This window comes from Streptomyces luteosporeus (assembly GCF_039532865.1).
GTDB lineage: Bacteria > Actinomycetota > Actinomycetes > Streptomycetales > Streptomycetaceae > Streptomyces > Streptomyces luteosporeus.
The window spans coordinates 236,922-262,785 of record NZ_BAAASL010000003.1 but is presented as its reverse complement, the minus strand read 5'-3'; the positions used below and the strand labels follow the sequence as shown (position 1 = coordinate 262,785).

At 70.1% G+C, this 25,864-nt stretch carries 22 protein-coding genes and 2 pseudogenes; 12 read left to right on the top strand and 12 right to left on the bottom strand.

The genetic code is table 11. From position 1 onward, the window contains the following. Positions 1-302 precede the first annotated feature (302 nt). Positions 303-1,895: a phosphodiester glycosidase family protein gene (locus tag ABD361_RS05120; RefSeq protein WP_344433484.1), complete on the top strand. Its 1,593-nt coding sequence runs from the start codon at positions 303-305 to the stop codon at positions 1,893-1,895. Positions 1,896-1,912: 17 nt separating this feature from the next. Here ABD361_RS05120 and ABD361_RS05115 read toward each other — a convergent pair whose 3' ends face one another. The 7 genes from ABD361_RS05115 to ABD361_RS05085 all read right to left on the bottom strand — a co-directional run bounded on the left by ABD361_RS05115 (position 1,913) and on the right by ABD361_RS05085 (position 6,947). Beyond that, positions 1,913-2,440: an SMI1/KNR4 family protein gene (locus ABD361_RS05115; protein ID WP_344433483.1), complete on the bottom strand. Its 528-nt coding sequence runs from the start codon at positions 2,438-2,440 to the stop codon at positions 1,913-1,915. 62 nt (positions 2,441-2,502) lie between these two features. Continuing rightward, the gene (infA, locus tag ABD361_RS05110; protein WP_344433482.1) at positions 2,503-2,727 is read right to left on the bottom strand and encodes a translation initiation factor IF-1; all 225 of its coding nucleotides are present in this window, start codon (positions 2,725-2,727) and stop codon (positions 2,503-2,505) included. 65 nt (positions 2,728-2,792) lie between these two features. Then, entirely contained in the window at positions 2,793-3,563 is a 771-nt protein-coding gene (locus ABD361_RS05105) for a GNAT family N-acetyltransferase (RefSeq protein ID WP_344433481.1), read from the bottom strand. Positions 3,564-3,815: 252 nt separating this feature from the next. Beyond that, a complete protein-coding gene (gene gap, locus ABD361_RS05100) occupies positions 3,816-4,814 on the bottom strand; it encodes a type I glyceraldehyde-3-phosphate dehydrogenase (RefSeq protein ID WP_344433480.1) in 999 nt (332 codons plus the stop codon). A gap of 117 nt (positions 4,815-4,931) precedes the next feature. Further along, positions 4,932-5,183 (bottom strand): hypothetical protein, encoded by a 252-nt coding sequence (locus tag ABD361_RS05095; RefSeq protein WP_344433479.1) that lies wholly within the window; start codon positions 5,181-5,183, stop codon positions 4,932-4,934. A gap of 62 nt (positions 5,184-5,245) precedes the next feature. After that, positions 5,246-6,190, bottom strand: coding sequence for a GDSL-type esterase/lipase family protein (locus ABD361_RS05090; protein ID WP_344433478.1), 945 nt, complete (start codon positions 6,188-6,190; stop codon positions 5,246-5,248). A 193-nt stretch (positions 6,191-6,383) separates the two neighbouring features. Continuing rightward, the gene (locus ABD361_RS05085) at positions 6,384-6,947 is read right to left on the bottom strand and encodes a hypothetical protein (RefSeq protein WP_344433477.1); all 564 of its coding nucleotides are present in this window, start codon (positions 6,945-6,947) and stop codon (positions 6,384-6,386) included. Positions 6,948-7,113: 166 nt separating this feature from the next. Here ABD361_RS05085 and ABD361_RS05080 point away from each other — a divergent pair, with 166 nt between their 5' ends. The 4 genes from ABD361_RS05080 to ABD361_RS05065 all read left to right on the top strand — a co-directional run bounded on the left by ABD361_RS05080 (position 7,114) and on the right by ABD361_RS05065 (position 10,575). Continuing rightward, complete coding sequence (locus ABD361_RS05080; protein WP_344433476.1) at positions 7,114-8,115, top strand: ArsR/SmtB family transcription factor; 1,002 nt, start codon at positions 7,114-7,116, stop codon at positions 8,113-8,115. A gap of 315 nt (positions 8,116-8,430) precedes the next feature. Further along, positions 8,431-8,832 carry a VOC family protein gene (locus ABD361_RS05075; protein ID WP_344433475.1) on the top strand — a complete coding sequence of 134 codons (402 nt, stop codon included), beginning with the start codon at positions 8,431-8,433 and terminating at the stop codon, positions 8,830-8,832. Positions 8,833-8,837: 5 nt separating this feature from the next. Then, entirely contained in the window at positions 8,838-9,716 is an 879-nt protein-coding gene (locus ABD361_RS05070) for a patatin-like phospholipase family protein (protein WP_344433674.1), read from the top strand. Between the two features lie 48 nt (positions 9,717-9,764). After that, positions 9,765-10,575 (top strand): IS5 family transposase gene (locus tag ABD361_RS05065; protein ID WP_425583147.1). Its coding sequence is split into 2 segments (ribosomal slippage): positions 9,765-10,103 and positions 10,105-10,575, totalling 810 coding nucleotides; the frame shifts between segments, so codons are not numbered across the junction. A 440-nt stretch (positions 10,576-11,015) separates the two neighbouring features. Here ABD361_RS05065 and ABD361_RS05060 read toward each other — a convergent pair. Together ABD361_RS05060 and ABD361_RS05055 are read right to left on the bottom strand one after the other, a co-directional pair. Then, positions 11,016-11,417 (bottom strand): hypothetical protein, encoded by a 402-nt coding sequence (locus tag ABD361_RS05060; RefSeq protein WP_344433474.1) that lies wholly within the window; start codon positions 11,415-11,417, stop codon positions 11,016-11,018. Positions 11,418-12,069: 652 nt separating this feature from the next. Continuing rightward, positions 12,070-12,285 carry a hypothetical protein gene (locus ABD361_RS05055; RefSeq protein WP_344433473.1) on the bottom strand — a complete coding sequence of 72 codons (216 nt, stop codon included), beginning with the start codon at positions 12,283-12,285 and terminating at the stop codon, positions 12,070-12,072. 307 nt (positions 12,286-12,592) lie between these two features. Between ABD361_RS05055 and ABD361_RS05050 the strand changes: the two genes are divergently transcribed. The 4 genes from ABD361_RS05050 to fabV all read left to right on the top strand — a co-directional run bounded on the left by ABD361_RS05050 (position 12,593) and on the right by fabV (position 18,996). Further along, positions 12,593-14,851: a hypothetical protein gene (locus ABD361_RS05050; RefSeq protein WP_344433472.1), complete on the top strand. Its 2,259-nt coding sequence runs from the start codon at positions 12,593-12,595 to the stop codon at positions 14,849-14,851. Between the two features lie 10 nt (positions 14,852-14,861). Continuing rightward, positions 14,862-15,401: a hypothetical protein gene (locus ABD361_RS05045; protein ID WP_344433471.1), complete on the top strand. Its 540-nt coding sequence runs from the start codon at positions 14,862-14,864 to the stop codon at positions 15,399-15,401. Between the two features lie 275 nt (positions 15,402-15,676). Further along, on the top strand, positions 15,677-17,524 hold the full coding sequence (locus ABD361_RS05040; RefSeq protein ID WP_344433470.1) for an NACHT domain-containing protein: 1,848 nt from the start codon (positions 15,677-15,679) through the stop codon (positions 17,522-17,524). A 218-nt stretch (positions 17,525-17,742) separates the two neighbouring features. Next, on the top strand, positions 17,743-18,996 hold the full coding sequence (gene fabV, locus ABD361_RS05035) for an enoyl-[acyl-carrier-protein] reductase FabV (protein ID WP_344433469.1): 1,254 nt from the start codon (positions 17,743-17,745) through the stop codon (positions 18,994-18,996). A gap of 36 nt (positions 18,997-19,032) precedes the next feature. Here the strand turns inward: fabV and ABD361_RS05030 are convergent. Then, a pseudogene (locus tag ABD361_RS05030) lies at positions 19,033-20,151 on the bottom strand (NsdA family TPR-like regulatory protein); the annotation flags it as partial. 221 nt (positions 20,152-20,372) lie between these two features. Between ABD361_RS05030 and ABD361_RS05025 the strand changes: the two are divergent. Next, a pseudogene (locus ABD361_RS05025) lies at positions 20,373-20,669 on the top strand (hypothetical protein); the annotation flags it as partial. A gap of 140 nt (positions 20,670-20,809) precedes the next feature. Here ABD361_RS05025 and ABD361_RS05020 read toward each other — a convergent pair. Together ABD361_RS05020 and ABD361_RS05015 are read right to left on the bottom strand one after the other, a co-directional pair. Further along, the gene (locus tag ABD361_RS05020) at positions 20,810-22,375 is read right to left on the bottom strand and encodes a serine/threonine-protein kinase (protein ID WP_344433467.1); all 1,566 of its coding nucleotides are present in this window, start codon (positions 22,373-22,375) and stop codon (positions 20,810-20,812) included. A gap of 325 nt (positions 22,376-22,700) precedes the next feature. Beyond that, positions 22,701-23,453 (bottom strand): hypothetical protein, encoded by a 753-nt coding sequence (locus tag ABD361_RS05015; RefSeq protein ID WP_344433466.1) that lies wholly within the window; start codon positions 23,451-23,453, stop codon positions 22,701-22,703. Between the two features lie 428 nt (positions 23,454-23,881). On the opposite strand from ABD361_RS05015, the gene ABD361_RS05010 reads away from it, so the two are divergent. Further along, positions 23,882-24,289 (top strand): hypothetical protein, encoded by a 408-nt coding sequence (locus ABD361_RS05010; RefSeq protein WP_344433465.1) that lies wholly within the window; start codon positions 23,882-23,884, stop codon positions 24,287-24,289. A gap of 734 nt (positions 24,290-25,023) precedes the next feature. Beyond that, positions 25,024-25,785 (top strand): GNAT family N-acetyltransferase, encoded by a 762-nt coding sequence (locus tag ABD361_RS05005; RefSeq protein WP_344433464.1) that lies wholly within the window; start codon positions 25,024-25,026, stop codon positions 25,783-25,785. The last annotated feature ends 79 nt before the right edge of the window (positions 25,786-25,864 follow it).

The following is a 25,864-nucleotide window of genomic DNA, read 5'->3' as shown; positions in this document are numbered from 1 at the left end:
CCGGAAGGACCTGCGGCGCCCGGGGCTCACGGGAGGCCCGGGGCGCCCGGGTCGCGACAGCGGGCGCGCGCCCGCGCCTGCACCCGTGACCCGCTGCGGCAGTTGCTGACGCGGTGGTCCCCGAGGACTACGGTGTTCCCTGGTTCACCGCAGTCCCCCCACCCCTCTGCACGCACAGCATCCCTGTTTGCCTCCCCGTACGCCGTTCCGACCTGAGCGTTCGCGCGGGCGTCACACCGCCCGCCGAGACTGCGACGTGACGAGGCGTACGTGTCATGCCATCACAGGGCAGGAGAGAGAACGTGGTGAAGATCAGACGCACGCCCGGGGCCGCGCTCGCAGCCGGCCTCGCCGCGCTGGTGCTCGTCGCTCCCGCCGCGGCCGGACGGGCCCAGGCCGCACCGCCGCGGGCCGCGAGCGGCCTGCCGCTGGGCGCCTACAACCTTCCCGAGACCCGCCGCACCGCCGAGCTCGCGCCCGGAGTGACCTGGACCCACATCGAGCGCGGCCGCGCGGATGCGAACGACCGCTGGACGGTCGAGGTCGACCTGCTGCGGGACGAGGGCGCCGCCCGCGCCCTGGCCGACCGCCTGGCGAAGGCCGGCTTCCCGCCCACCGTCACCCGCGTCGACGACCGCCCCCAGGACCTGCCGTCCTCCCTGCCGTGGGGCTGGCGCGTACGGGTCGGCAGCCTCACCGACAAGGCGGCCGCCGCCCAGTTGGTGCAGAAGCTGCGCACGGCGGGGTTCAACCCGTCCCGGACGTACTTCACCGGTGAGGACGGCCGGGGACGCAGCGGCTCGGGCCCGTGGGTCGTCGACGTCCTGAAGGTCGACGCCGCGCACCGGGACCGCGTCCGGGCCCGGCAGTCGCTGGACCGGGTGCCGGGTGCCGAGACCGTCGCCGAGATGGTCAAGCGCACCGGCGGCATCGCCGGGATCAACGGGGGCTACGGCTCCGACGAGGAGGACGGCACGTTCGGCGACATGGCCGGGCTGTCCGTGATCAACGGTGAGCTGGTCAGCGAGGCCGTCAACGGGCGCAGCGCCCTGGTCCTGCCCGTGGATCCCGACCGCCGCCCGTCGGTCCGCCAGTTCACGACCGATCTGCGCGTGCGGTCCGAGGACGGTGCCGAGCGCGAGGTCGACGGGATCAACCGGCAGCCCGGAAAGATCCGCAACTGCGGCGGCGTGGGGGGCGACCTGCCCACCGAACGGCCGCTGCACGACGTGCAGTGCACGGACGACTCCGAGATCATCCAGTACACGGGCTTCTTCTACGGCCCCACCCACGAGGGCGCCGGAGCGGCGGCGGTCGTCGCGAAGGACGGCACGGTGCTCGACCTGCGCGACCACCGCGGCGGAGCGGTTCCGGCCGGCACGACGCTGCTCGCCGGTACCGGTGACGGCGCCGACTGGCTGCGCGACCACGCCCGGCCGGGCAGCGTGCTGACGGTCACCACGGACGTGAACGACACCACCTCGCACCGCTCGCTGCGCACCTCCGGCGACGGCCCCGCCGACATCGTCTCGGGCGGCCCGCAGCTGCTGCGCGACGGGCAGGTGGCGATCCCGTCCGAGGCCGAGGGCTTCGACCACCCCGACGACCCGGGCTTCTTCGACTACTTCTCCACCCACCGGCACCCGCGCACGGTCGCCGGCGTCACCGAGGACGGCTCGCTGCTCCTGATCACCGTCGACGGGCGCCGTCCCGGCTACAGCGAGGGCCTGTCCTTCCGCGAATCGGCGCTGGTGGCGCGCGCACTGGGGGCGGTCGACGCCATCAACCTCGACGGTGGCGGCTCGACGACGATGGTCGTGGGCGACAAGGTGGTCAACCGTCCGTCCGACGCGACGGGCCCCCGCCAGATGGCCACGGCCCTGATCGTCCACTGAGGCTTCCGCTTTGACGGTCACAGGGCGCCCGGCACCGGCCGGGCGCCCTCGGGGCCGTTCAGCCACGCCCCGTACCAGGCGCGGAAGTCCGGCCCGGGCGTGAGCCCGCCCCACACGGGGTCGTCGCACCACACCCGGCCCGCGTGCGCGCCGGTGACGACGAGCCGGGAGAAGGCCCCGCAGCCGATCTCGCCGATGACGAGCGTCCCGTGCACCGCGTACGCGGTGTCGCCGCCGTTGCCCGGCCCCGGGCGGGCGCGGGTGTGGGGGAAGGGCGTGGCCAGGATGCCGGGTTGGAGGTCCTCCTGCCGGAGGTCGTGGAGTGCCTCGTCCTCGTCGGCGTCCTCCGTCAGCCCGACGACTCCGTGGCCGGGGCCGGCTCCTCCGTCGGCGACGTGGAGGAGGAAGCGGCGGTAGGAGCCGGGCAGTTCGACGCCGTGCCGGCGTTCGAACGCCCGGACGTCCGCCTCCTTCAAGGCAGGCCGCAGCCGGTACCGATGGGTTGCGGCCCCGAAGCGCCGCAGCCCGGCGTCCTCGCGTGCCATGGCGGCGAGACGATCCCGCACCGCGGCACGGTCCCAGGACGCAGGGGACGCCGGGCTCGCGGTCATGACCGGTAGCGGTAGCGGATCCGGCCGCGGGTCAGGTCGTAAGGGCTCAGTTCCACGAGCACCCGGTCGAACGGGAGGATCTTGATGTAGTTCTTGCGGATCTTCCCGCTGATGTGGGCGAGCACGGTGTGTCCGTTCTCGAGCTCCACCTTGAAGGTGGCGTTGCGCAGGCACTCGACGACGGTGCCCTCCACATCGATGCCGCCTGATGTTTTCGTCATGACTCTCACTTCCTTTCGTTCTTCTTGCGTTCTGTCGTGCGTTCTGTGACGGACGGTGTGCGGCGTCAGCTGCGGACGAGTTCCACGGTGCTGCCCGCGCGCCGGGCGCCGATGCCCTCGAACAGGGCAGTGGCCGCGGCGTTGGACTCGTCCACCTCGGCCCACGCCGAAGCCTTTCCGGCACGGTGCAGCGAGCCCAGGGTGTGGGCCAGCAGCGACCGGGCGACGCCGCGGCGGTGGTGGTCGGCGCGGACGGCGATCAGGCCGATCCGCGGCTGCCGGAGCAGCTGTGCCACCCGGATCAGCCCCACGTACCGGCCGGCGTGCTGCGCCACCGCGTACTTCGACGGGTCGATCACGGTGCTTCCCGCCGGGCGGGGCAGTACCTCGGCGGGCATCGTCCGCCATCCGGCGGCGGCCTCGACCTCGTCGCGGACGACGCGGTCCAGGGCGCGCAGCGGGGCCTCCTCCGCCTCGCCGGCAGGCACGATCGTCACGTCCTGCGGGGGCCGCACCGGGCCGAGCCCGGTGACGTGCGGGTCGGTGGGCACGCGATAGCCCCACTCGCGGCGTGCGAAGGTGAAGCCGGCCCGTTCCCAGGCGGACGCCGCCTCGTGGTCGTCCTCGTCGACCACGGTGTAGAGCGGGGCCGGCAGGTCCGCGAGCATCGCGTGGGCGATGCGGTCGAAGACGGCGCCGTGCCACGCGTCGATGCTGACGAAGAGCCGCCCGTCGGGTCGCTGCGCGGTGTCGCCGCGGCCGACCACGCGGTCGTCCCCCACGGCCTGCCACTGGGTGTCCGCGACGCGCGTGACGGTGGGATGCAAAGAGTTCATAGGTGTTGCCTCTCGGGAGTGCCTTGTCCCAGGCGCTCCCGGCGACACCTGCGTCAGCCACCCACCGCGACGGAAAGGGGGAGCACCCATACGGATACAGCCTTCATGGGTCTCTCACCTCCTTGCGTTCTCTCACGGCTGCGATGACCGTATCAGCCTCCGGCCGCCCGGCCCAACCGGTTTGGCGGGCCGGGACCGGGTGCCTCCGGGGCCGTCGCGCGGCGCCGCCTCCCCGGAGGGACCCGGTTGGTGTCAGCTGCCGGCGAGGAGTTCGAGCGTGTCGACGACGCGGTTCGAGAAGCCCCACTCGTTGTCGTACCAGGCGACGACCTTGATGTGACGCCCGTCGACGCGGGTGAGGGCGGAGTCGAAGATCGACGAGGCCGGGTTGCCGGTGATGTCGGACGACACGAGCTCGTCCTCGGAGTATTCGAGGATGCCCGCGAGGGGACCCTCCGCCGCGGCGCGGTAGGCCGCGAGCACCTCGCTTCGCGTCACCTCGCGCGCGACGTGCGTGTTGAGCTCGACGATGGAGCCCACCGGGACGGGCACGCGGATCGAGTCGCCGGACAACTTGCCGTCGAGCCCCGGCAGTACGCGGCCGATCGCCTTGGCAGCACCCGTCGTCGTCGGCGCAATGTTGACGGCGGCGGCGCGGGCACGGCGGGCGTCGCGGTGCGGGCCGTCCTGCAGGTTCTGTTCCTGGGTGTAGGCGTGCACGGTGGTCATGAAGCCGTGCTCGATGCCCGCCAGGTCGTCGAGGACCTTGGCCAGCGGCGCCAGCGCGTTGGTCGTGCACGACGCGTTCGAGACGATGGTGTGCGCGGCCGGGTCGTACATGTCGGTGTTGATGCCGAAGGCGAGCGTGACGTCGGCGCCGTCCGACGGCGCGCTGACCAGCACCTTCTTGGCACCCGCGTCGAGGTGGGCGCCCGCCGCCTTCGCGGCCGTGAACCGGCCGGTCGACTCCAGCACGATCTCGGCCCCGAGGCCGGCCCACGGCAGCTGCGCCGGCTCCCGCTCGGCCAGCACCTTGATGCGTCGTCCGTCGACGACGAGGGTGTCACCGTCGACCTCCACCGGGCGGCCGAGCCGGCCCGCCGCCGAGTCGAACTTGAGCAGCCGCGCGAGAGCGGCGGGCTCGGTCAGGTCGTTGATGGCGACGACTTCGAGCGCACTGTCGCGCTCGAGTAAGACGCGCAGCACATTGCGTCCGATGCGGCCGAACCCGTTGATGGCGATGCGAGTCATCCGTTCATCCCCTTCCCTTCAGCTGCAGGGCTGTGCGGGGCATCGGGATTCCCGGGGCCCGGCACGGTCGGCATGATCCCCCATCCTGCCCCCTTCGATGAGGGGCTAACCCGGCCGTCAGGCCACCAGCAGGAGAACAAGAATGAGGGCGCCCACGGGAACAAGGAACATCGTCGTCAGGTGCGTGAACAGCGTTCGCATCATGCCCAGTACGGAGAACACCATCAGCCCGCCGGCGAGCCAGCACCCGTACACCCAGCCCGCGGCATCGGCCAGGGCCGTCTCCTGCGCGCGGGTGGTGGCCTCGAAGAACCAGACGCCTCCGACGGCCACCAGGAAGAGCACACCGCACAGCAGCACATTGCCCACGCCGACGAGGCGGGCCGCCTTCCCGTCGACCCGGCGTGCCCGCTTTCGGAGGCGTCGTGGGTTCATTCCGCTGCGAGAGTGCTCAGGTGGTGGTGGAGCACCTCGTGGCCCTCGGTGCCGGGGTGCAGGCCGTCGGTGAAGAGGTCGGGCCGGTGCCGGAGGGGCTGCCACATGTCGAGGAAGTCGACGTGGTGTTCCTCGCACCAGGTGCGCAGGGACTCGCGCAGGCTCACTGCACGTGCGTGGGTGAAGCACAGACCCTCGTAGTCGGCGGTACGGGTTTCGTCGAGCCAGACAGGGCCCATGACGACGAGGCGTGCGGCGTGGGTCAGGGCCGTGGCCGCCAGCGAGGCGAGGTTCTCGGCGAGGGCCTTCGGGCCGTCGGGGGCGGCCGAGTCGTTGATGCCGGCGGCGACGAGGAGGGTGTCGGGGCGGCGCGGGGCCAGCAGGGCGGGGGTCTGCTCGGCGACGTCGGTCAGGGTGCTGCCGGGGACGGCCAGGTTGAAGACGCGGTGTGCGGTCTCGTTCTGTGCGATGTGGGCGGCGGTCAGGCGGGACGCCCAGCCGCCGTGCGGGTCGCAACGGCCGTAGGCGATGCTGTCGCCCACGATGACGATGCGCTCCGCGGCGCGCAGCGGGTTGGCGTCGAGGTAGGCCCAGGCGCTCTCGCCGGAGGTGAGGACGACGCGTCGGCGGGCGTAGTCGTCGACCTCGTAGGCGTCGGCGGCCGCGAGCTCGGCGTCGGTCAGGTGCAGCACGGTGCCCTCGGCCTCGGCGCCGATCCTCCGTACGAGGGTCAGGTGCACGTCGAGGCCGCTGGTGGCGATGACGGACGGGTCGGTGATCGTCAGGGGCCTGGTCGCATACCCGGCCAGCGATGCCGGGGAGCCGGGTACGGGCCGTCCGAAGAGGGCGGTCTGGACGTGTTCGTCCCTGAGGGTGCCGAAGGTGAACAGGGTGTGCGGGCGGTGCTCGGTCACGGTGGGCTGCGTGGCCTTTCGTTCCATCTGGTGCGTGATCGGCTCACCTTAACGGGCCCCTTGATCACCGCTGACGGCACGGCGCTCCCCGCTCGGGCGCAGGTGTCCGGGCCGATGGCCGCGCGCCCGCCGAACCGGGCGAGCGAGCCCGGCGACCCGCTCGCCCCGGCGCGGCCAACGGCCGCAGGCCCGCGCCCCCGCTGCGAAGCACCCTTTCCTGTCAGCCCTGCATGCTCCAGATCTGCCAGTCGTCGGTGTGCCACGGGCAGGTGACGGTGCCGCGGCCGTAGCCGTACATCAGGCTGTTCTGACCGGCGTCGAGACAGGCCGGGTCATTGATCACCCCGCGTGGGTTGAAGAACTGGAAGCTGTTGGAGGGGTTGGGGGCGGTGTTGCCGACCCAGGTCAGGTTCCACTGGTCATCGGGGTTCCTGTAGTCGCAGGAGTTCGTGCGGAGTTGGTCCCAGCTTCCGTTCCACACCGGGTAGTGGTCCCACCTCATGCACTGACCGGTCGCTGCGGACTGGACCTGGACGCGGGCGTAGTAGTTGTCCACGTCGGAGTCGTAGGAGAGCACGTTCCATCGCTGGTACGAGCTGCCGTTGCAGGGCGCGGTGCGGACCCCGGCGTTGGCGCCGCCGCCTTCGAGGCACCAATGCGTGTGGTGGTTGATGAGCTGGACATTGCGCTGGTAGGTGTTGGCGTGCGCGGTGCCGGTGCTTACGACCATGGCGATGGTCGTGACGACCGCTGCGCCGAGCGCAGACTTGATTCTGGTCTTCACGGGAGCTTCTCCTATCGACCGGCTGTCCTGTCGGGTGCGGTTCCGGAGTGCCGGTGCCCGTGGTCCGCCGAGTGGCGTGGGGCACGGATTCCAGGGAAGCGGATGACATGTCCGCGGTCGAATGATTCGATTTTTTTCGAAGAGGATCGCGTGACAGGGGCTGCTCATGATCCGGATCCAGCTGGGCGTGCAGGGTTTGGGCAGAGTCCGGTTCGCCGTGTCGCCTCTGGACGCGGCCAAGGATCTGCTCTTCGCTCTCGGCCGGTTCCCGCGTGTGCTCGGCGCGGGCTGGCGCGCCCGGGCGGTGGACGCCCTGGCGGAACGACGGCTGGGGCTCCTGGCTGCCGTCGCCGGCGGAGGGCCGGGCGGTTATGCTCCCGACTTCCTGCGGCCGGAACCCGCGGGATTTCAGGTGGCCTTGGACACCGCCCTGCATCAGGTGGCGACCACGCCGAGCGAGCGGATCCGTTACGAACTGACGGCGGCCATCGGCGGCCACTCATGGGACGGGACCGCGGGCAACAGGCCGCCTCGGCTGCTCCTGATGGCCATGGAGAGGGGCGAGCAGTATGTGGCGCAGCGTATCGCTGCGGAGCTGGAGCAGTTCTGGTGCGCCGTCCTGGCGCCCCACTGGCCTGGCATGCGGGTCCGGTTGGAAGGGGAGGTCGCCGATCGGGCCTCCCTGATCGCCCGCCACGGCATCGCGGACACCGTCAACCAGTTGGCTCCCAACCTGGAGTGGCACGACGGTGCCCTGCGAGTCCATTTGCTCGCCACCAGCTCCCACCATCTGAGTCTCGACGCCGACGCCGCGATCCTCGTACCCAGCGTCTTCGCGGGACGTGCGATCTTCTGTGGCGCCGAGCCCCCGGGCGCGCCGGCTCCCCGCACACCACTGATCGTCTATCCGGCTGCGCAGAACGACTCTCTTCCGCCCTCGCGCGGTGACGAACTGATCGGCACGACCCGCGTGAAGGTGCTGGCCGAGCTCGCCCAGCCGCGCACCACGGGAGAGCTCGCCCGGCGTCTGTACCTCAGCCCCGCGACCGTCTCCTACCACCTGCAGATCCTCCACCGCGCAGGGCTCGTGCAACGCACCCGCCGGTCCCGGACCGTCCTTTACCAGAGGCTCGCGACGAAGCCCCGTTTCGCCGACGGCCCCGGATGACCACCCCGGATGACCAGGAACGCCGGGCTGATGCTCCAGCCGTGGATCGTCCGCGCGAACCGGCCCGCTATCCGGGACATCAGGCCCTCGAAGGTCTCCTGCCAGCGGGCAGGGTCTACGGTGCGACCCGCGGCCATCGCATGATCCTGAATCTTCACACACCGGTGATCAGATGTGGCCGTGCCGTCCGCTCAACCGGCACCATCAGCAAGATCACGAATGTCCCGCTGGAGTAGCAGCTAGGCCCGAGGTCCTAGGCCGGGTGCGACTGCGGCCCGATCTCTGGCGGGCCACAGCCGCCCTACCGTGATCCACATGGAAATACCCGAGCACCACAAGCAGGCTGTCGTTCCCCACATCATGGTCGAAAGCGCCGCCGAGGCGATCGAGTTCTACGCGGAGGCGTTCGGCGCGGTCGAGCTCTTTCGGCTCGAAGGCGATGCCGGGCGGATCGTGCACGCCGAGGTCGGTATCCACGGCTCCACGCTCATGCTTGGCGACGTCGACGTCCCGTTCTCGACTCCGGACCGGGTTGGAACGTCTGTTGCGCTGCACGTCTACGTGCCGGATGTGGACGGCCTCACCACGAAAGCTGTGACCAGCGGCGCCGAGCTGCTCACGGCGCCGGCCGACATGCCCTACGGCGCGCGGCAGTCGATGCTGCGTGATCCGTTCGGCCACGTGTGGATCTTCCTTACGCCGATCGCGGCGGCGTGATCCGCATGCCGAACGTCGCCGACCGGGAAGAAACCGCGTACTCAATCGGCCGCGCGCTCGTGCTCGGCCCGGGCGGGCTCGCCGGCACCGCCTGGATGGCAGGACTGGTCCACGGTCTGCGTCGCGAAGGGATGGACCTGGGCGAGGCAGATCTGATCGTTGGCACCTCGGCCGGTGCGATCGTGGCGGCGGCGCTCGGCGCCGAGGACGGCCTCGGCCGCCTCGCCAACCCGGTGACCGGCGATCGCCCCCGACCCCCCGGACCGGACACAGGACGGACCGCCGAGGTGTTCGCCGTGCTCGGCACGCCGGGCCTGGCGCCTGACGAGGCCCGGCGTCACGTGGGACGGATCGCGATGGACACGGCCGACCCCCGCGCACAGCAGGCACTGCTCGCCGTTCGGCGCGAGTTGATCGGCACCGACGCCTGGCCGGAACGTCGTCTTCTGATAACGGCCGTGGACGTGGCGAGCGGCGAACCCGTGGTCTGGGACCGCGACAGCGGCTTGCCGCTGGTCGACGCGGTGGCCGCGAGCAGCGCTTTCCCCGGCACGGCGCCACCGATCGCGGTCGGCGACCGGCACTACATGGATGGCGCACTGCGCGAGGGCACCAACGCGGACCTGGCCCGGGGCGCCCGCACGCTCCTCGTCGTTGACCCGCTAGCCCATCAGTTCCCGCGAGATCCGCGCCAACAGGCGCAGGTCGCCCTCGGCGCGCAGACCGTGCTCACCATTGCTCCGGACGAGACCTCGATTCGTGCCTTCGGTACCGACCCGAGCGACCCCGCGGCATGGGCTCCTTCCTTCCAGGCGGGATTCGCGCAGGCTGCCGACGAGCACGAGCGGCTGCTTGCCGCCTGGATCAATCCGCGAGCCGAGTGAACCCCTCTGAGACGGTGTCTTGATTGGCGGTAGTTCGTTGATCTGGCCATGGGGATAGTCGAGCGGCTGGTGCCGGACGGGTTGTGGGAGGTGTTCCAGGACGTGGCGCCGGAGGCACCGCAGCGTCCACAGGGCGGTGGGCGGCGGCGGTGCGACGACCGTGCGGTGCTGGCCGCGATCGTGTTCGTGGCCACCTCCGGCTGCACCTGGCGTCAGCTGCCGCCGGTCTTCGGAGCCTCCTGGCAGACCGTGCACCGACGTTTCGCTGACTGGTCTGCGGCCCGGGTCTGGGCCAAGCTGCACCGCGTACTGTTGGACCGGCTCGGTTCAAAGGGCGATGTGGACTGGTCGCGTTGTGTGATCCACTCGATCAGCGTCCACGCCGTCAAAGGGGGCCCTGACGGGGCCGAATCCGACCGACCGCGGCAAGAATGGGCCGGAGGCCCATGTCATCTGCCACCGCAACGGTCTGCCGATCTCAGTGGGCGTCTCCGCTGCCAACCTGCATGACAGTCAAGCCCTCGTGCCGATGAGGCGCGGCATACCGCCCATCCGGTCACACCGCGAGCCCCGACGCCCTCGGCCGGCCCGGCTCCACACGGACAAAGGCTACGACGGCTACGACTTCGACCACCTGCGGAACTGGCTGCGGCGCCGGCAGACCGTGCCCCGCATCGCCCGGCGCGGCATGGACAACTCCGGCCGACTCGGCCGGCACCGCTGGGTGGTCGAGCGTACGCTGTCGTGGATGTGCGGCTGCCTCCGCCTGCACCGCCGCTACGAGCGCAAAGCCGAGCACATCCTCGCCTTCATCGGCATCGCCAGCGCCCTCAACTGCTACCGACGCAATGCCAACTGAGACGACCTCTTAGTAGGCCCCGGACTCCTATCTCTGACACCAGGCGCAAAGTAGGCACGTCTCCGCTGGTCAACGGTTCGGCCGACTGCGAAGTAAGAACGCTGTCACCAGCCGCAAGGGGTAGGTGCCGGAAAACGAGGGTCTGTCGACACTCGAACCGGCCGGAGTATTTGCGCGGGCCGGCAGTGTGGGCAACCCGTGTCGGGAATCAACGTCGGCAAACGGTGACCTCGGAGCCGCTACCTGCCAGTTACTTGCCCCTGGCGTCCGAGGTAGGAGGCCGGGGCCTTCGAGCAGAACTGTGCGTCGTTGCGGGCCGTCGCCCGCAACGGCTTCCAACAGCGCTCACACCGGCGCGCGCCCGGCCATCCCTCACCGTACGTCCGGGACCCAAGCATGGACACCTACGGTGGAACCCACCCGAGATCCGTCACTCTCAGCTACATGTGGGTAGGTTCGCCGTTCATTAACGGCACCCCACCGTCCCCGGCCTCGACGAACTCCACCACTGGCTCGCCCGCGGCTACGGACGATCCCTCCGCAACGGCACCGCCCGCGCCCTCCCGGGCACCACCCCCGACCACTTCGACGAACGCCTCCGGCCAGATGTCCGTGACGAACCCGGGCTCCCCATCGTCGACGCCACCCACATGACCGCCCTCATGCAAGCCGCCGACGGCCTCTACGCCCCTGTCACCCCACGCAACCGCGCCCTCATCCACGCCATGCTCGCCGGCCTCCGCCGCGGCGCCATCACCCGCCTCGACACCGACGACCTCCGCCCCCCACGGCACCGACACCACCGCAAAAATCTGGAAGAAAGGCGGCGGCACCCGCCTCATGACCCTGCCCCCCCTCCTCGTCCTCGACGCCTACCTCCCCCGCCGGCACCATCACGGCCTTCGGGGAGGATCAGAACGGTCAGTAGCGAGGGCGGCACCCGTGTCGGGGGGTCCGGCGATCGGACGCGATGGCACCGTATGGGTTGATTTGACCAATAAGGGTGGCGAGTGCGAGGCGTTCCCAGCACGATGGGCGACATAGCCATCCCCTCATTCCCCGACCGGGTCCCCAGCGGCGAAGTCTCGGATGACGCGCTCGGGACCGGAGAAGCCAGGTGCCGTCGGGATCACCCAGCATCTGGACGCGTTGCAGAGAGCCCTTGCCGATGCCCCCGCACCGGCGGCGGGCCGAATTGGGACCCCGACGAGGTCACGAAGCACATCTTGGCTCTGAAGGGGGGTCTGGGCGCTCAATCTCCGCATCCTCGACAGTCCTGACGGCAAATAGACCATCCACCTCCTCACCGGTTTCGGCTTGCCGATGGGCGATTCTCGCCGCCTTGGGTTCTGTGCTGCTCCGTGGGTGATGCATGGTGGCAGTAGCGGGGGCGGTCAGGTGGTGGCGAGCTGCCCGGGGATGCGGCCGGAGGCGCGGAGTTCTTGCAGGTCGGGGTCACCGGGGGCAAGGGCAAGCCGGTTCATGGCGAACGCTTCACCCGGGCAGATCACCCGGCAGTGCGTCGCTGACCTGGCCCTCCTCCCCGTCCAACCGGAGGGCCACCTTGGCGGCCGCGTCCTTCATCGGCTGTGTGACGGGATCACCCACCTTCGCCTTGAGCACAGCGTCGGCAAGCTCCCGCGTGTACGCCAGGAGGTTACGCGAAGAGTCATCCCACATGTGGCTGGTCCTTTCCGTCTTACTGGTCATTTGATCAACGCTCAGAGCAGCAGAGAAGGAGCGATACAGAACACGGTTCCCTCGTTCAGGTCATCTGCTTGGCCCGGGCGCCGGGGAGCTGGCGGCTGGGCGCGCTGCAGCGCGGAGTCACCGAACCGGAACCAAGATCGGTCCGATGTCGCTACTGGCCGTTCTGATTCCTCCTCAGAGGCGCAGTACCGCCAGGGCGGCCGCCGGAGCGTCGTGGGCCATCCCCCCAGCATGACCGAAGGCACGGCCGAAGCCCGGCCGAGGGCCGGTCACCGCGATTTCATTGTCATGCCTACGGTGAACCAGCATGGCGCACCACACAAACGCGGCCCGGCGGCACCGGCTCCGTCACGGCCTCTCGGCAAGCGCAGTCGCCGCCGTCCTCGCCCTCGCGCTGCCGGCACCGGGCACCGGTTCCCCCGCGGTGGCGGCGCCGGCGGCCCCAGCCGAAGCGCAGCACGTCGCCGCGCAAGGCATACCGGAGAGCGGTCGGCTCCCTTATGCCGAGGACGATCTGATGCTCAGGCTCTACGAGGTCCGGCACCGACTCGACCTGGCGGGGAAGGGCAATGACGCCCTCAGCCCGTTCGTCAACGCGGCCTTCGTCCTCGTCGATCCCAGCGGACTGGCCGACGACACGCTCAACAAGCTGCTGAAGGGTCCTGCTCCCGGCGCTCCCCCCGTCATCGCCTGGGAGGTCGACGCGTACGACCTCAGGAACTATCTGCCCGCGCAGGAGGCCGAACACGCGCGCAAGGGAAAGCTGGACAGGCTCCTGCTGGTCGGCGGCCTGAGCTTCCGGGAATCGGGGAGCAAGTGGGAGAACAAGCCCGGGCTCCATTCGGAGACGCACATTCTGGGCGAGCTGGCGAAGCTGCGGACGGCGAAGGCCCCGCTGAAGGAGCTGACCTGGGCTTCGGACCGCTTGTACTGCCAGGACTGCCGGGAGAAGACCTCCTCCGAGGCCCGGCGCTTCCACGCCTACGACTACGACCTGACGGACGAGGAAGTCGCCCAGCAGAACCAGCGGATAGCGACAGCCAAGAAGATCACCGACACTGCGAAGAGAACCGCCGAGCTGAAGAAGATCGAGGCGGAGTACACGAAGATCCAGGACGAAAGGGCGCGGCAGGCCCAAGCGGGCCTCGCCAAGGACCTACCGCGGGCCCGCGACCGGTACGCGCAGAACAAGGCGGACGAGGCCCGGTACACAGGCGAGACGAACGGCGTGTTCGGGACTCCCCCGCCCGACTGCCCCGGGCACACCGCCCACCACGCCGCATTCACGACCGGCCGCGGCCTGCCGCAGGCTGCCGGGCGTCCCTGCGGTGAGGGCGACGGGACTCCGTCCCGCGGCAGCGGCCTGGTCAAGGCCCTCGCCCACCCGGGCTCCGTGCCCGGAGGCATCGATTTCTCCACGCTCGAGCTGCGCCACCTCGCCGATCCCGGCGGGAAGGGTTTGAAGTACTCCTTCAGCGCCGCCCCGGGCGGCTCCGGGGACGGCAAGGACCCGGCGACGGGCGTGAAGGCGGCGCGCGAGTCGTCCGACGCCTTCTTCGTGTGGCTGTCGCTGCCCGCCTCCACCTTCTGGGTCAACCTCAACCCCAACGAGCCCGACCGCGTCGTCGACTCCGCCCTCGGCCGTACCGACGTGGGCCGCGTCCTTCTGCAGGCCGATCTCCAGCTGAAGAAGACGACGGCCAAGCTGATCCATCCGGACGGCGACCTCGGCCGGCAGTTCTGGGAACAGATATCCGGGCGGTGCATGTCCTTCCGCACCTGGATCGTGCCCGGGCGGGCCGGCGTCCATGAGAAGGACGGCCAGCTGTACATCCTGGACGCCCCCCTCACGGTCAAGGCGGAGTCGCAGTACTTCGGCGGCGCGCGCGGCGCGGCCTCGTGCGAGGAGCGCGACAAGGGCGCCGAGGCACGGAACGAGGCGGTGTTCCGCCGGCTGGTCCTCCCCGAGATCGAGAAGGCGGTGAACCACGCCCCCGAATACGCCGCCCTCCGGCGGGTCTACCTCAGCCGGGTCGCCGCCGAGTGGTACCGCGAACGCTCCCGGAGCTCGGCGACCACCTACGGATCGCTCGTCGACCGCGGTGACATCACCCGCTGGGTCACCCGCACCGACTGGAAGCCGAAGGACACCTTCGACGCGTACGTCCGCTCGTTCCGCGACGGCGAGTTCCACGTCGAGCGCACCACGCGCGACGGCGACTACATCACCACCAGGACCTACATCTTCGGCGGCGTCGACTTCGCGAACGTCACCCTCGGCAAGGTGGACGCCGCCGGCGCGTTCCGCGGGCAGTGGACGGAGATGCCGCGGGAGACCGCCCTGTCCGCGCAGACGGCACTGGCCGGGGCGCAGGACGCACACGTGTGGCTGGGCGGGGACAACACGCCCCCGGGCGCCAAGGGCCCGGCGACGGCCCGGCGCACGGCACCGGCCGCATCCCCCGGCGGCGGGGGTCGCGACTACCACGGGTGGCTGCCGTACGTGGCGGCCGTCTGCGTCCTCGTCGCCACGTTCGTCGTCAGGCGACAGCGCCACCACAGGTAAGGGAGCACCCATGCACAATCGAGCCGTTGCCGTTGCCGCCGCCGCGGCCGTCGCAGTGATCACGCTGGCGGGCTGTTCGGGCTCGTCGGAGAAGCACGCGGCCTTCGGGGAGGCGGTCACCGTCGACTCGTACGACAAGGGTCCGCTCAGCGTGACCGTCGAGCGTATCGACAGGGGCAGCAGCAGTGACCTCAACGTGCTGAAGAACGCGGCCAAGTACGCCGGCAAGACGCCGTACTACCTCCACTACAAGCTCACCCGGACCGAGAGCGGAAAGGGCAGCTCGGGCACGAACTTCGTGGTGTCCGACGGGGACAGGGAGCTGACCCACCTGACGATCATGGGGAGCTTCGATCCCACCGGCGACTGGCGCGATCCGCTGCGCTACAGGGCCTTCGACAAGTGCGAGGGCGCCGACGGCTTCGAGAAGACCGGGCCGGGCCAGAGCGTCGAGGGCTGTGCCGTCTACGTCGCGGAGGCGGGGACGGGGGCGCCGAAGACCGTGAAGTGGGTGACGCGGCGCGACGCGCAGGCCACCTGGGAACAGTGACGGTGACGGCGGCGGTCCGTCGCGCCGCCGTCTACTTCACCGCCCCCCTGATGTCGCCCACTCCGCCGTCCACTGTCGCCACCCCGATCGTCGCGCAAGGGACCAATTAGCGCCACAAGCTGGCACCTGTGGAAAGAAGTTGGGAGATTGACTTCTGGACTCGCATCAAACTTCGCACATCTCACGCACAACCGGGGCCGGACGCAACACGATATCCAGCCATGAGGCGCGGGGGACTGCATCGAGAGCTGCAACGAACAGGTGTGCGATATTTTGTGTTGGTCGTGCTGGGGGCGGCCGGGGCGCTGGCAATGGCCCAGCGTTTTCATCTCGGTACTGCCGAGACCGTGGTATCGGTGTTGCTGAGCCTTGCGTCGGTGTACATCGCCTGGGCGGCGTTCCGTGCCGACCGTGCCGAAGCTACGGCCGTAGAACTCAGCGCGATCGCCGGGCAGCTGGCCGAGGCAGTCAAGAACCAGTGGGACGACGAGGCGGCCGAACGGCGGGTCAACGCCCCCTACCCCCTGCCGGTTGCCTGGCACGCCGCCACCGACGACCTGGCAGAGCCCTGGCAGTCGTTGACGGACCTGGCCTGCGCCTGGCCCGGCGGACCGCCCGGCGACCCCGCCCTCTGGCCGCGGCACGCCGCTGGGCTGTCCGGGCGGGGAGCGGACATCGGTGAGGTGTTCGCCGAACGGGTCCCTACCCGGCGCCTGATCCTTCTGGGGGAGCCTGGCGCAGGCAAGAGCGTGCTGCTGATCCGGCTCCTGCAGGACCTCATCGCACGCCGCACGGAGCATGCCCCGGTGCCCGTGCTGTTCGCGCTGGCCTCCTGGGATCCTCACCAGCCGTTCAAGTCATGGATGGCGGAGCAACTACGCAGGATGTACCCCGGGTTGCGCGCTGCCGCCCCGCACTCGGCCATCCCTGCAACCAACGCCGCGAGCCGTCGCGCCGATCTGGCGGAGGCACTGCTGCACGCCGGCCGCATCCTGCCCCTGCTCGACGGCCTCGACGAACTGCCTCCTGCTCTGCATGCCACCGCGCTCAATGCCCTCAATCGCGCGCTGCCCGCTGACCATCCCCTGGTCCTGGCCAGTCGTGCCGCCCCCTACCGCGCCGTCCTCCAGCACCCGGCCACACCGGTCCGTCTCAACGGCGCCGCTGTCATCCAGCTCCGCCCGGTCGCCCCCAACACGGCAACTGCCTACCTGCGTCGGGACGCCGGCGGCCCGCACACCACGGCTGCACGTCGCTGGGACGCCGTGATCGCGCACCTGGGCACCCCATCCCCAGTGGGACAGGCGCTGAGCACCCCTCTCGGGCTGTTCCTGGCCCGCACCATCTACAACCCTCGTCCCCACAGCTCCCCTAACCGCGCAACTCCTCACCCGCCCCGCTGGACAACCGAGCAAGCCCACCGCAGCCTGATCTTCCTCGCCCGGTTCCTGCAGAACCAGCAAGCAGGCAGCCCGGATCTGGCCTGGTGGAAACTCCCTCACGCCGTTTCGCCACACCTCCGCCGCCTGACAAGCACCATCACGTTCGGCATCGTGTCCGGCTACACGCTGGGTGTGGCGGTCGGGCTCGACGGCGGCCCTATGCCCAGGCTCGTGATCGGAATCGCAGGCGGACTCGCGATCGGTTCGCTGGCAGGGTTCCTCGTAAACCCCGCCCCAGGCACACGGCTTCGCTGGTCACCCCGCAGGACCACGGCCGGCTTCCTCTCCGGGCTGTGTGGCGGCTTCGTCATCGGGTACGAGAACGGAGTCAAGAACGGCCTCGCAGAGGCGTTCAGCAACGGGCTCGGGAACGGGCTCACCTTCGCCGTGCTGACCGGCATCGCTTTCGGCCTCAAAGCCGAGGTACCCGACCTCGCCACCATCACCGGGCCCGTCACTCTGCTCTCCTCAGATCGTCGTGCCTTCATCGCCACCACACTCGTCGGTGGCCTCGCAGGAGTCCTGGCAGGCAGCCTGGCCGTCACGATCGGGGGTCTCGAAGTCGGCCTGCTCGCCGCGGCCGTGGACACGGGCACACTCGGGCTCGCCTGCGGACTGGGGGTCGGCCTGACGCAGACAGCACGGCCGCACCGAACTCGCCAGCCTGCTCGCCCCAGGTGACAGCCTGCGCTGACCTGGGCGAATCGGGGTAGCCCTGATTGGCGATGCCCGGCAGGGCAGGGCTACTTCTGGCTCGGCTGGAAGTGGTGGAACACTCCAAGACTGGCTCATGATCATTGTTCCTGGTGGGGCCACCGCGTGTGGGAAAGCTGGCCCAGACTTGCAAGGGCGTGGCTGGTCGCCGCGTCCGTGTCCCGGCCGAACCAAGGACTGTCATCGTGAGCGAGCGTGTTCTCACCCCCCGCAACCGGGGCTTCCTCTTCCTCGACTCCCACCCGGCCGGCTGCCGGCAGCTGGTGGCCGACATGTGGCAGGCGTGCCCCGCCCCCGCCGGCATGCCGGCAGGCGACGGGCCAGTCGCGCTGGTCGTCGGCTCCTCCGCCGGTTACGGCCTCGCGGCCACGCTTGCCGGACTCAAGCGCGCCGGTATTCGCGGTATCGCGGTGTCCTTCGAGAAAGCTCCCACCGCGCGGCGCACCGCGACGGCGGGCTGGTACCGCACCGCCGCCACCGCTGACATCGCCCGCACCGCAGGGCGGGATCTGGTCTTTCTCAACGGCGACGCGTTCTCCGACTCGACGAAGGAACAGGTCGCCGACCTCATCGAGCAGCGTTTCGGCGGTCGGCTGGACTACCTGATCTACTCGGTAGCCGCGCCCCGACGGACCGACCCCGACACAGGCACCACCTACGCCTCGGTCCTCAAGCCGATCGGCCGGGCGAACCGCACCAAGACCCTTGTCTTCGACAGCGAGGGTGTTCCCGAGGTCCGCGAGGTCGAGACGGGGCCGGCCGAGGGTGACGACGTGGAGCAGACCGTGGCCGTGATGGGCGGAGCGGACTGGGAACGCTGGATCGACCACCTCGCGACGCGGGGACTGCTTGCCGACAAGTTCGCCACCGCCGCGCTGTCCTACATCGGCTCGCCACTGACAGCGGCAATCTACCGGCAGGGCACCATCGGCGCGGCCAAGGCCCACCTGGAGGCCACCGCCCGCACCCTGAACGATCGTCTCGACAAGACAGTGGGCGGGCGGGCCGTAACCTCCGTCAACGGCGCCGCCGTCACCCAGTCCTCCACCGCGATTCCTGGCATCGCCCTGTACACCGGCCTGTTGCGCGGCGTCCTCGGAGAGAACCTCGTCCCGCCGATCCGCCAGCTCGCCGCCTTGTGGGACCAGCTCACCGGCGCCGCCCCGCTCGACTTGGACGACGAGGGTCGTATCCGCCTGGACACCTTCGAACTGACCGACGATGTCCAGGCGGCCGTCGCGGAGCGCTGGGAGACCGCCACCACGGCGACCATCGCCGACCTGGCCGATCTCGACTGGTTCCGTGCTGAAGTCCGACGCCTCTACGGATTCTCCGTGCCTGGCATCGACTACACAGTGCCGATCGCGACCGACGTTCCCTGGCCCGACCACACCCCCTGGCCCCCGTCCGGAGAAGAGCCAGAGGGAAAGCGCTGCTGAGCGAACTCACCCCCTGCGGAATGGGTATGCGGCCGGCTACAAGACGAGCAAGGCCGCCTTCTGCCGCAGGTGATCCGCTTCAGGCATGCCGCGGAACCGATTGAGCCGGGCGCCCATGTCCTGGGCTGCCGTGTGGATCTTGATGGAGCGGATGCCGTCTGCGCAGTCGAAGAAGTCGTGCCAGGTGGCGAGGGCGCCGTCGGGGTCGCCTTGGCGGAGGCGGACGCCGCCGAGGTCGGCGAGGACGATGGCGCGGGTGCGGCGGCGGTCGAGGCCGTGGATGTCGAGGGCGAGGCGGAGGTGTTCTTCGGCGGCGTCGAGGTTGCCGAGGCGGGCGAGGATCATGCCGGATTCGTGGGCCCAGCGGCCGGGGGTGTAGTGGGCTGCCCATGATTCGCCGGGCTGGGCGCCGGGGTGTGTGTTGGCCTTCTTGGAGAGGGTGAGGTGGCGGGTGGCCTGCCGGGGGTCGTCGTCCTGGGCGGCGGCGTTGGCGAGGGTGGCCTGGTAGTGGGCGACGGCCCGAGCATTGTCGATGTTCTTGCTGTAGCGGACGCATGCTTCGCTGAGCTGGACGGCCTCGGCGCGGAAGCCGAGGTCGATGGCCTGGACGGCCAGGCCGCGCAGGGCGGTGGCGGAGAGTTCGGGGTCGCGGGCTTCTGCGGCGAGGCGGTAGGCGTGCGCGTAGTACTGCTGGGCTCGGCCCTGGTGTTCTGGGTCGTTGCCTTCGTCCTGGGCCATCCAGCCGGCGAGGTGGACGAGCTGGGAGGTGGCGGCGAACAGCTCGCGGCCGGTGGCCTCGGTGTATCTGCCGTTGAGCCAGGGGGCGACGTCGTCGGTGAGGTAGCGCACGGCGAGGTGGCGGGCGTGGCCGCCGCCGAGTTCGGCGGCGGCATCGCCGAGGGCTTTGACCATCTGCTGGATGGCGGTGACCTCGCCGGCGCCGACGCGTACGGCGCCGACAGGGGCGGTCTTGGTGCGGCGGGTGATGCTGTCGAGGTCGGGCAGCGCAAGGGCGCTCAGGGCGTAACCGCTCGTGGCCCAGGAAGTTTCGGCGGTGCACGTCTCGCCTCCCCAGCTGGATAACTGGGTCCAGTGCCATCGCGGCCGCCGAGGTCTTCGGCTACGCGGACGAGAAAATCCGCCAGGCCACGGGCGAGCTCTGGCCGGGCGCCACGGTGCGGCTCGGGCAGCACGTGCCGAGCGTGACCGCCTACGTCCGGCGCCTGTCGGTCGACGGCCGCCCGCTGTACGCGAAGGTCTCCCTGCTGGGGATGTCCTTGGTGTCGGTGCTGCGGGGCACGGCCGGCAACTGGGCGCAGGTGCGCGCCGCCCAGGCTGCGTACCAGGGCTCGCCGGGGACCCTGCTGGAGCGCGAAGTCCACCTCTGTTTCACCCCGACCAACGCCTCCTGGGCCAATCCGATCGAGACGCACTTCGGACCGCTGCGACAGTTCACCCTCGCCAACTCGAACCATCCGAACCACGCAGTCCGGACCCGCGCGCTGCACGCCTATCTGCGATGGCGCAACACCAACGCAGGCCACCCCGACGTCCTGGCCGCCCAACGCAGGGAGCGCGCCCGTATCCGCAGAGAGAAGGGCATCCGCTGGGGGGAAGACCACTCCTCGCCGCGTGATCCAGCGATCCGGCGAACGTATGCGGCACAGTACTAACGTCCTGGGAAGAGGCACGAGGAGGGCACAGTTCCGGCGGGATTGCGCATGCACTCAATGTCCGCACAGCCCCCGGAAGTGGTTCGACTGAACGGCCTGGATGCATCAACCGGCTCCCCCGCGGACGAAACGCCCACTTGTTACTGGTCGACTGGCTGGGTGATGAAGGTGGTCTCCGGGTCCCAGGCCGGGCCGGCGTAGGTGATGAGGGACCGGACGAGCTGGCTGCGCTGGCGTTCGGTCATGGGGCCGAGAACGCAGACTGGGACGTTGGTTCTGGGGTCCATGCGGAGGTACCCAGCCCTGTAGTGCCAGCCGGCCGGGCGTTGCAGGGAGTGGGGCGGTGCGGTGGGGTCGAGGTCGAGGAAGAGCCCGGTGTAGTGGTCGATGGGCGCCTTATAGTCGTAGTTACGGCAGACGAGCACCTTGATCGCGACGCGGTCGAGGGTGGGCCAGGGAAAGGTCTCGCTGCCGACCTCAGAGGTGACGGTGATGCCCTCGCCGTCGACGATGAGGCTCCATGTGGATCTGGGGCGGCGGGCGCGGGCGTCCCTGGCCCTGATGAACGTCCCATTCGGTATGGCGATCAGGCACACCAGCACCGCGGCAAAAGGCACCATGCCAACCGCGATGAAGATGCCCGTCTGAGCCTCGTTGTACGGGTCGGCCTGGTAGGCACGAAGGAAAATGGGGATCAGGACCGCCAATACTGCGCTTGATGCCAGGAACACCACCCAGTACGGCCACATCTTCTGCAGCCTGACGTAGGTCTTCAGAGGCTCTTCGCCGCTCCAGGTGAGCCGTACCTCGTCTTCCTCTCCCACGGTTCCCGGCACGGTGGGTACTGGGACCGTGGCGGGTACCGACCCGGAACCTGTGGCTGCTTGCAAGTCTCGGATGCGCCGTAGGACTTCGGCCGCGGTCTGGGGCCGTTGCACGGGGTCTCTGGCGAGCAGGCGCGCTACAAGATCGGTCAGGGCGGTGGGTAAGTCGGAGCGCAAGGTGTCCAGCCGGGGCGGGTCCTCGTCGAGTTTGCGCCGTACGACCGCCATCGCGTTCGGACCGGTGAACGGGGCCTGTCCGGCGAGCATGACGAAGAGCAGGCCGCCGAGCGCGTAGAGGTCGGAGCGTGCGTCACCGCGTTCGGCGAGGAACTGCTCAGGCGCTCCGTACTCCGGCGTGCCGGCCGGAGTCAGCTGGGAAGAATGGGCCAGGGTGAAGGCTGTGTGGAGGAAACCGGCGATGCCGAAGTCGACCACCTTCACCTGCCGGTCCGGGGTGAGCATCACGTTGTGCGGCTTGATGTCGTAGTGCACGACCCCGGCGGCGTGGGCTGCGGCCAGGGCGGCGCAAATCGCCTCGGCCAGGGCAAGGGCCGCGGCCGGCGCGAAGACGGGGCGGGTCCGCAGGTGTTCGCTGAGCGAGCCGCCGTCCACCTTCTCCATCACCAGGAAGAGCAGGTCCTCGTGCCTGCCGTAGTCGTACAGCGACGCCACGTTCGGATGGTTGATCTGCGCGGCGGCCACCGCCTCGCGGTCGAAACGCTGGGCCAGCTCGGGCGGCAGATCGTCGCCCACGGCGAGCAGCTTCAGCGCGACATCACGATGGAGTCGGCGGTCGCGCGCGGCCCACACCTCTCCCATCCCGCCCCGCCCCAAACGCTTCAGCAACTCATAGCGTCCCGCTATCAGGTCCCCAACGTGCACCGGCCCCCCACAGTCCAAGTCCTGCAGTGAGCATAAGGACCGGAGCGGTGACCGCCTACAGCGGCGGAAGACGTTTCGGCCTGGGCTGGCCCCTGCCAATGGCGCCCGGCCGATCCCGTTCTGGCGACCGCCGAGCGGCAACACCTGCTGCGCGGTGGAGCCGCCGCCTCCACCGCTGTAACTGCTGGCCCTCTCGGTCCGTCAGCCTCCGGCCGCTGGCTGGCTCCGCCGCCACGGCGCCCCCGCACCGGCTCGGATGTCGGTAAGCACCCATCCGGTTCAGGCATCGCTACCACCAACCCGGCGAACGTATGCGGTCACAGCACTAGCTTCTGGTTCCCGGCTTCCCGGTGCGGCTGGCGGTGGGCCGTACGACCTCGCACCGACCGTACGGAAGCTGGACGCCCAGCGACCGGGCCAGGTCGTTCTGGCACTGCTGGTAGGCCGCCAGCAGGAAGGCGTACAGGAGACCGGCGGCCGTCCAGCAGCCGTACTCCGCCCCAGCGGACCCCCACCCGAGGGGCGCCCATGTGAGGACGAACAGTGCCGGACACGACGCAGCGGCGAGGAGCCGGTATTGCCGCCGACCGGCCGGGCCGGCGAGCCGCCAGAGCCGGAAGCAGACGACCAACGGCGTCACCAGGAGCGAAGCGAAGGCGAGTGTGGTCAAGAAGGGGTGGCCGCGACGGAGCCTGCCCGCCGGTGCCGGGGGTTCCGCCGCCCTGCGCAGCCTGTTGTCCGTCAACGCGAGGCGGTGGAACGGAACGGCTCCCACCAGCGGAAAGACGAGCGGGGCCATCGGGGCCACCGCGAGTGGCCAGGCCGCCGCTTCCGTCCGCGGCCGCCCCTCGACATAGGCGCCACCGGCGACGGCAACGGACGGCGGCTCGTCGGTGGCCGCCCTGCGGCCGGTGCGGGCGGACTTCAGCCAGTGGAACCGCAGGGTGAACAGGGCCAGGATCCATACGATGAAGGTCAGCTCCAGGACGATGTCGTCCAGAGGCGAAGACGTGGTGGGCTGGTGTCGGGCCCACGACGTGAGGTCGACGACCAGGCTGGACCCGTACAGCAACGCCAAGGCCAGCAGGCAGGCGGGGGGGAAAGGCGAGGATCAGGATGTCCGCCGATCGTTCGGGAGGGCGGTTGCCCTTGCCCACGGAGGCGAACACCAGGCGTTCCTGTGCGTAGGCACCCACCGACTTGTTGACGAACCAGCTGGCGGCGCAGTCGCGGTACGTGAGCTCGGTCTGACCAGCGAGGCACAGGAGCTGACGCTTGAGGCGGAACGCCGAGGCGAAGGGCCGGGTCGTCACGAAGCCCGTGACGAAGTAGACCATCACCAGCAGGAACAGCCCTCCGGTGCCCAGCAGGACGGCATCGCTGATCTGCCGCGGGAGGTCCCCGCCGCCGCCTCCCGTGAGCAGGCTGATGGATTCTCTGCTGATGCCCTGGAAGGACGTGCGAACCCGAGTGGACACCTTGGCGAACATGGCCAGCCGGCCGTCGATGAGGTTGGTGAGGACCGAGCCGAGGATCAGGGCAGGGACGAAAAAGCTGATCACCGTCAACACCGGATGGATGTCCGGCAGCGACCTGCGGTACGCGGCGATGGTGGTCCGCGCCCGGTCCTCCTCCGGTGACAGCTCCTCCAGAGCCTCGCGGAGGTTGCAGTGGCGTTCGAGCGCCATGAGCGACCGCTCGACGTGGCGGACGACGAGCATGCGCGTCCCCAGCGTCATCCGGGGAATGCGGCTGACCGGGCGCAGCAGCCGCCAACGGGACGGCCGGCAGGGCACGGGCGCGAGGAGCAGCGGTAGGGAGGCCGCGTCATCCATGGCCCGCTCGTACATCTGGAGCAGCCGGGCCACGTCCCGGGCGAAACTTACGGGGCTCACGGGCTCCGCGCGCTCCTGATGCATTGCTGTCCCTTCGGGACCCTCAGGGCCCGCGGGCTGATCGGGGACTGCCGACCTTGCGATCATGCACCGCGACCGCCGCCCCCAGCGCCTGGCACGCCGTTCCTCGCCTATTTGGTTACTGGCCAGGGCCGCACGGTGGGGTCGACTCTCGGCTGGGGATCAGCGGGAGCAGAACCGCACCCCGTGCGGCCCTCGCCAGGTCCGGCGTGCTGCAAGGTGCGTGTCGCAAGAGATCCCACAAACGCCTGGATGAGCCTTCCTCGGCGCTGAGCATGGAGGACCAGCTCGGCGCGCTCGGCCTGGTCCTCCATGTCATCGTGCTCTGGACGACGAGGTACATCGACGCTGCCGGCGCCCTGCGCCCGCTACGTGCTCCTGGCGCGTCCTGGCAGCCGTACTGCCCCCCCTAGCCGAGACCGGCGCGCCCTCTTCATGCTCCGGAGAGCCCGTCCCACTCGGAACAACTCGTCCAGGAACGTGGCCCGGCCACTCCTGGCGGCGCCGGACCAGACCGGGCGGGCCGCCCGCGTGCAGATTTGCATCGGGCCGGGGGCGGTGTGCGACAGTGGGCCCTCCGGTTCACCAGGTGCTCCGCCACGTGCGCGGCGGCCGCCGGAACTCCCCACATCTCTCATCCCCGAACGACGGTTCCGGCCCTGTCCTGCGCAGATCCGGACCGTCCGCACGCCCTTCCGTCCCCCTCACAGAGGAACCCCTCCCCAGAGAACGATGCAGGCGACGACCCTTCCTCCCCGTACCGCGGACCTGTTCGCCCAGGGCCTGGAACTGCAGACCGGCGCGGCCCTGCTGCGCTTCGGAGCCGCGCGGCCACGCCCGGCCGACCGGATCAGCTGGTCCGGCGACGGTGCGGTGGCCTGGCTCGACGAGCCGCGCGGCCACCTGTGGAGCGTCGGCGAACCGACCGCCGCAGCCGGGCTCACCCTCCGCGCAGCTCACCAACTCCCCGGAGCAGTGAGGGAGTTCACCGGCCCCAGGGGCACCGACGTGCTGCTCGGCCGCCATCTCGCGGTGGCCGACCCGGTCCCCTGGGTCTTCCGTTGGACGCTCGACGAGCCGCCGCTCCACCCAGCGGAGGAGCGGGTGACCGAGCTGGACGAGGCGCACCACGGCGAACTGCTCGCCTTCCTCGGCGAGCACAGCCCCGCGCACTCGACCGGGCCCGGCTCCTCGGACGTCCGTCTCTGGGCGGGGATCCGTGACGCGGACGGGCGGCTGGTGGCGTGCGGTGCCATGAGCAGTCTGCGGGACAGCGGCGCGCCGCTGATGGCGTCGGTTGCGACCGACGCGGCCCTGCGCGGCCAGGGGCTCGGTGCCGCACTCACCTCATGGCTGACCCGGTACGCCGTCCGCAGGTACGGCTGCTGCACGCTGTGGCAGCTTGCCGACAACACCCCTGCGGACCGGCTCTATACCCGCCTCGGCTACCGCAACGAGGACCCCTGTGTGGCCGCGAGGATCAGCAGCCACTGAGATTGGACCGCACTCGATGACGTGTCCGGTCCCCGGCACGCGGGCGCAGTGGTCAACCACTGGTGCGTACCCGACCGCA

Bases quoted from the DNA above. Each gene is read 5' to 3' on its own strand.
- ABD361_RS05115 (WP_344433483.1), bottom strand. From the start codon at position 2,440: ATGGCACGCGAGGACGCCGGGCTGCGGCGCTTCGGGGCCGCAACCCAT.
- infA (WP_344433482.1), bottom strand. From the start codon at position 2,727: ATGACGAAAACATCAGGCGGCATCGATGTGGAGGGCACCGTCGTCGAG.
- ABD361_RS05105 (WP_344433481.1), bottom strand. From the start codon at position 3,563: ATGAACTCTTTGCATCCCACCGTCACGCGCGTCGCGGACACCCAGTGG.
- gap (WP_344433480.1), bottom strand. From the start codon at position 4,814: ATGACTCGCATCGCCATCAACGGGTTCGGCCGCATCGGACGCAATGTG.
- ABD361_RS05090 (WP_344433478.1), bottom strand. From the start codon at position 6,190: ATGGAACGAAAGGCCACGCAGCCCACCGTGACCGAGCACCGCCCGCAC.
- ABD361_RS05080 (WP_344433476.1), top strand. From the start codon at position 7,114: ATGATCCGGATCCAGCTGGGCGTGCAGGGTTTGGGCAGAGTCCGGTTC.
- ABD361_RS05075 (WP_344433475.1), top strand. From the start codon at position 8,431: ATGGAAATACCCGAGCACCACAAGCAGGCTGTCGTTCCCCACATCATG.
- ABD361_RS05070 (WP_344433674.1), top strand. From the start codon at position 8,838: ATGCCGAACGTCGCCGACCGGGAAGAAACCGCGTACTCAATCGGCCGC.
- ABD361_RS05060 (WP_344433474.1), bottom strand. From the start codon at position 11,417: ATGAGGCGGGTGCCGCCGCCTTTCTTCCAGATTTTTGCGGTGGTGTCG.
- ABD361_RS05055 (WP_344433473.1), bottom strand. From the start codon at position 12,285: ATGACCAGTAAGACGGAAAGGACCAGCCACATGTGGGATGACTCTTCG.
- ABD361_RS05050 (WP_344433472.1), top strand. From the start codon at position 12,593: ATGGCGCACCACACAAACGCGGCCCGGCGGCACCGGCTCCGTCACGGC.
- ABD361_RS05045 (WP_344433471.1), top strand. From the start codon at position 14,862: ATGCACAATCGAGCCGTTGCCGTTGCCGCCGCCGCGGCCGTCGCAGTG.
- ABD361_RS05010 (WP_344433465.1), top strand. From the start codon at position 23,882: ATGAGGTTGGTGAGGACCGAGCCGAGGATCAGGGCAGGGACGAAAAAG.
- ABD361_RS05005 (WP_344433464.1), top strand. From the start codon at position 25,024: ATGCAGGCGACGACCCTTCCTCCCCGTACCGCGGACCTGTTCGCCCAG.